Source organism: Pseudonocardia sp. (assembly GCF_025465255.1).
Lineage (GTDB): Bacteria > Actinomycetota > Actinomycetes > Mycobacteriales > Pseudonocardiaceae > Pseudonocardia.
In genome coordinates this window covers 1-3,858 of the sequence record NZ_JAODNI010000100.1, presented here as the reverse complement: position 1 = coordinate 3,858, position 3,858 = coordinate 1, and the positions used below count along the sequence as shown (strand labels likewise).

At 70.4% G+C, this 3,858-nt stretch carries 4 protein-coding genes; all 4 read left to right on the top strand.

Annotated elements, in window-relative coordinates:
- Positions 1-380: VOC family protein (locus JWP64_RS11160; protein WP_297495579.1), on the top strand; the 380-nt coding region annotated here is incomplete at its 5' end.
- Positions 381-485: 105 nt separating this feature from the next.
- Positions 486-686 carry a hypothetical protein gene (locus JWP64_RS11155; RefSeq protein ID WP_297495577.1) on the top strand — a complete coding sequence of 67 codons (201 nt, stop codon included), beginning with the start codon at positions 486-488 and terminating at the stop codon, positions 684-686.
- A gap of 1,220 nt (positions 687-1,906) precedes the next feature.
- Entirely contained in the window at positions 1,907-3,187 is a 1,281-nt protein-coding gene (locus JWP64_RS11150; RefSeq protein WP_297495575.1) for an acyl-CoA dehydrogenase family protein, read from the top strand.
- A gap of 164 nt (positions 3,188-3,351) precedes the next feature.
- Positions 3,352-3,858, top strand: a 507-nt coding sequence (locus JWP64_RS11145) for a CoA transferase (RefSeq protein ID WP_297495573.1), incomplete at its 3' end; no start/stop codon positions are given.

Below are 3,858 nucleotides of genomic sequence, written 5' to 3'. Positions count from 1 at the left end.
CGGCGTTCTTCGTCGGGCTCGGTCTCGAGGTCGAGGGGCGGATGGTCGTGGAAGGCGAGTTCCTGAACACGGTCATCGGAATCCCCGACTCCCGTACCGAGATCGTCATGCTGCGACCGCCCGACGGAGGTACCCGGCTGGAGCTGTCGAGCTTCGTCCGGCCCGACCACGAGCCGGGGTCACCGGCCGCGATGGCCAACGAGCTGGGGCTGCGCAACGTGGCCTTCGAGGTCGACGACCTCCAGGCCACCGTCGACCGGTTGGCCGCGGACGGATACGGGCTGGTCGGCGGCATCGGCCAGTACGAGCGCATCTGGCGCATGGCCTACGTGCGGGGCCCGGAGGGGATAATCGTGTCCCTGGCCGAGCGCATGGGCTGACGCGGTCGATGCGGCGGGTGCTGGGACGGTCGGCCCCCTCGCTCACCGCCTGACCGCGAGCCGCTGACTGGCCTCGCGACCCGCCGAGGGAGGCGGCGGCGCAAGATGGGGCGTGTGCTCGTGGCGCAGATCGTCGGCCTGGGCCCGAGCCAGACCGAAGGTGTCGTGGTCGACGCGGGCGAACGCGGGCGCGGCAAGCAGCCGGCGGGCGGCCGCCCGGAACTGCGGAAACTCCACGTCGGGCACCGCCGGGAACCCATCACCACCCGCGACGGCGCCGGCGACGGTGCCCCCGGCCGGGGGTAGCTCAACCAACCCGGCGCGCCACGGCCGAGCCACCGGCCGACGGTCACCGGCGGCCGCTACGAGGGTGGCTTGATGTCCTGGTGTGGCTCCGGGGCCATGCGTGACCAGCCACAACCGCGTGCCTGCTGCGGCGGCGAGGGTGGCCAGGTCGGCCCATCGGGCTGCCAGCATCCGGCCGCCGCCAGCGCGTCCTGCTGCAGCGCGGCGTTCTGCTCCAGCGTGGAGACCCGGGCGTACCCGAGCAGCGTGCCCACAGCCCCGGGAACGTAGCGAAACCCACCCAGCCGGGCCGGCGCGACACGCTGAAAGTGGAACGCGTTTCTGAGAACCGGTGACCTGCGGGAACGCCGCGCAAGATCAGTTCCGCAGAGCTGTGTCAGAAACGACCCGATTCGACACGGCCAGCTGATGATCGACACGTACCGCCGCCGGCCGACCGGCGCACCAGCGACGGCTCTCACCTGTCACGGGTGATGCACCCCGTGACAGGTGTGATCAGACTAGGCATCCGGCTGGTCCGCCGTCGGCGCCGCCGCACGGCCCAAGAGGACCGCATGCCGACGGAAGGCACGAGACATGACGATCGGCCCGGTCCAGCCGAACGTGCTCGGACTCCAGCATCCGGACCGGACCTTCACGGCCCGGATCACCGAGGAGCTGGAGCGGTCGCGGAAGACCGACACCGTCCGGGCGATCGACGCCGTGGCGATCTACAAGGCCGCGTCCGAAGAACTCGAGGCCATGCACCTGCGCAGCCCATCCCCCAACGGGCCGATCGCGCCCGGCAGCCCGGCCCCGGGAAGCGCCTCCGCCGGCGGTTCCTGCGGCCGAGTTGTGCGCGATGCGCGGCGCCGACCCGCTCCCGCACCTGCCGCGATCGGGCGGATGAGTGGGGCGCCGCCGCGTCGTTCCCGTTGTGCGGCGAACACCAACCGGTCCAGAAGTCTGTACCCGCGGCACAGTGGCTACCGGTATCGGCCCTCATACCGTCCTGTGTCAAGCCACGACCGCGCAGCAGGACGCCACCCGGGTGCCGGCGAGGGGTCGGCACCCCGGCACCCCGGCACCCGCCGAGCCTCACGATCTCCATCCGGCGGGCGGGCCCGGCAGGCCCGGCGACGGGCGGTGGCGCCCTCCCTTAGGCGCGTCCTGGCGACACGAGAAATCCGCACCACAACGACCAAGAAGAGCATGGGAGAGGAGTGTCGAGGATGAATGCGATGAAGCGGACGGCCACCGACTCGGTGCCGGGCTCGACCACTGCGGCTACCGCGGCTGCGAATGGGAAACCGGTCGTCGAGCCGCCCGTGCTGGGCGGACCCGAGCACACGGACTACTACCGGCTGGACGAACTGCTGACCGACGAGCAGCGGGCGCTGCGCCGGCGGGTGCGCGAGTTCATGGACCGGGAGGTCCTGCCGATCATCAACCCCTACTGGGAGCGTGCGGAGTTCCCGCACGAGCTGGTTCCCAAGCTGGCGGAGCTCGGCATCGCGGGTTTCCAGATCCCGGGTTACGGCAGCCCGGGGATGAGCAACGTGACCGCGGGGCTGGTCATCATGGAGCTGGCGCGCGGTGACCTGAGCATCTCCACGTTCGCCGGCGTGCACTCGGCGCTGGCCATGATGTCGATCGCGCTGCTGGGCTCGGAGGAGCAGAAGCAGCGGTTCCTGCCGCCGATGGCGCGCCTGGAGAAGATCGGCGCCTTCGGCCTGACCGAACCCGCTCACGGAACGGATGTGGTCATGCTCGAGACGACCGCGCGCCAGGACGGCGGGTCCTACGTGCTCAACGGCCACAAGCGCTGGATCGGCAACGCGACCTTCTCCGACTACACGATCATCTGGGCGCGGGGCGAGGACGGGCACGTCGGCGGGTACGTGGTGGAGAAGGGCATGCCTGGATTCGATCCCCAGTTCATCGCGGGCAAGACGGCGCTGCGCTGCGTGCAGAACGCGCAGATCTCACTCACCGACGTCCGGGTGCCGGCGGAGAACCGACTGGAGAACTCACACACCTTCCGGGACACCGAGGAGGTGCTGCTGGCCTCGCGCTTCTGCGTGGCCTGGGAGGCGATCGGCGCCGCCGTCGCCGGCTACGAGACCGCGCTGGCCTACTCCCAGCAGCGCCACCAGTTCGGTGTCCCCCTGGCGAGCTTCCAGCTCGTCCAGTACCGGTTGGCGCGGATGCTGGCAGACATCACCAACATGCTGTGCATGCAGCTGCGGCTCAGCCAGCTCATGGACGAGCGCAAGGTGACGATGCCCGAGGTGGCACTGGCCAAGATGCACAACTGCGAGCGCGCACGGGCCATCCTCGCCGACGCCCGCGACCTGCTCGGCGGCAACGGCATCGTGCTCGACTACCACGTGGCCAGGCACCTGGCCGACATGGAGGCCATCGACACCTACGAGGGCACCGACGTGGTGCAGGCGCTGATCGTCGGCCGCGACATCACCGGTCACAACGCCTTCATGCCCCCCGCTGCGCCTCGTCACTAGGGCCGGCCGGGCACCGCACCTACCGCTGCGTGGAGGCCCACCGGGCGACCCGGGCAGCGGGACAAGGACCACACCGCCATGTCGGCGGTGCTTGCTCCCGGCAGGCGGCCCCGGCCGTCGCCCCGAGCGAGGACCTCGAACACCCAGCTGAGAAGGAACCCGTCATGGAGAACACGCCCCTGCTGGACGGACTACACGTCGTCGACCTCGCAAGCTTCATCGCCGGACCCGCCGCAACCACCGTGCTCGGTGACTTCGGCGCCGACGTGGTCAAGGTGGAACCGCCGGGCGTCGGGGACAGCTACCGCGCCTTAAGCCATGTTCCCCCCAACCCACAGGTCGAAGGCATCAACTACACCTGGCAGCTCGACAACCGCAACAAGCGCAGCATCGAGCTGAACCTGAAATCGCCCGACGCCCGGGCGGTGCTCGAACGGCTGGTGCGGTGGGCCGACGTGCTGGTGACCAACTTCCCGCCGCCGACCCGGGCCAGGCTGGGCCTGGAGTACGAGAGCCTGGCGCAGCTCAACCCGCGTCTGATCTTCGCCGACGTCACCGGCTTCGGCGAGACGGGACCGGACGCGGACAAGCCCGGCTTCGACGTCACGGCCTACTGGGCACGCAGCGGGCTGATGAACCTGACGCGCCAGCCCACCGCACCCCCGGCGCTC

Coding starts and splice junctions, on each gene's coding strand:
- JWP64_RS11155 (WP_297495577.1), top strand. CDS start 486: ATGGGGCGTGTGCTCGTGGCGCAGATCGTCGGCCTGGGCCCGAGCCAG.
- JWP64_RS11150 (WP_297495575.1), top strand. CDS start 1,907: ATGAAGCGGACGGCCACCGACTCGGTGCCGGGCTCGACCACTGCGGCT.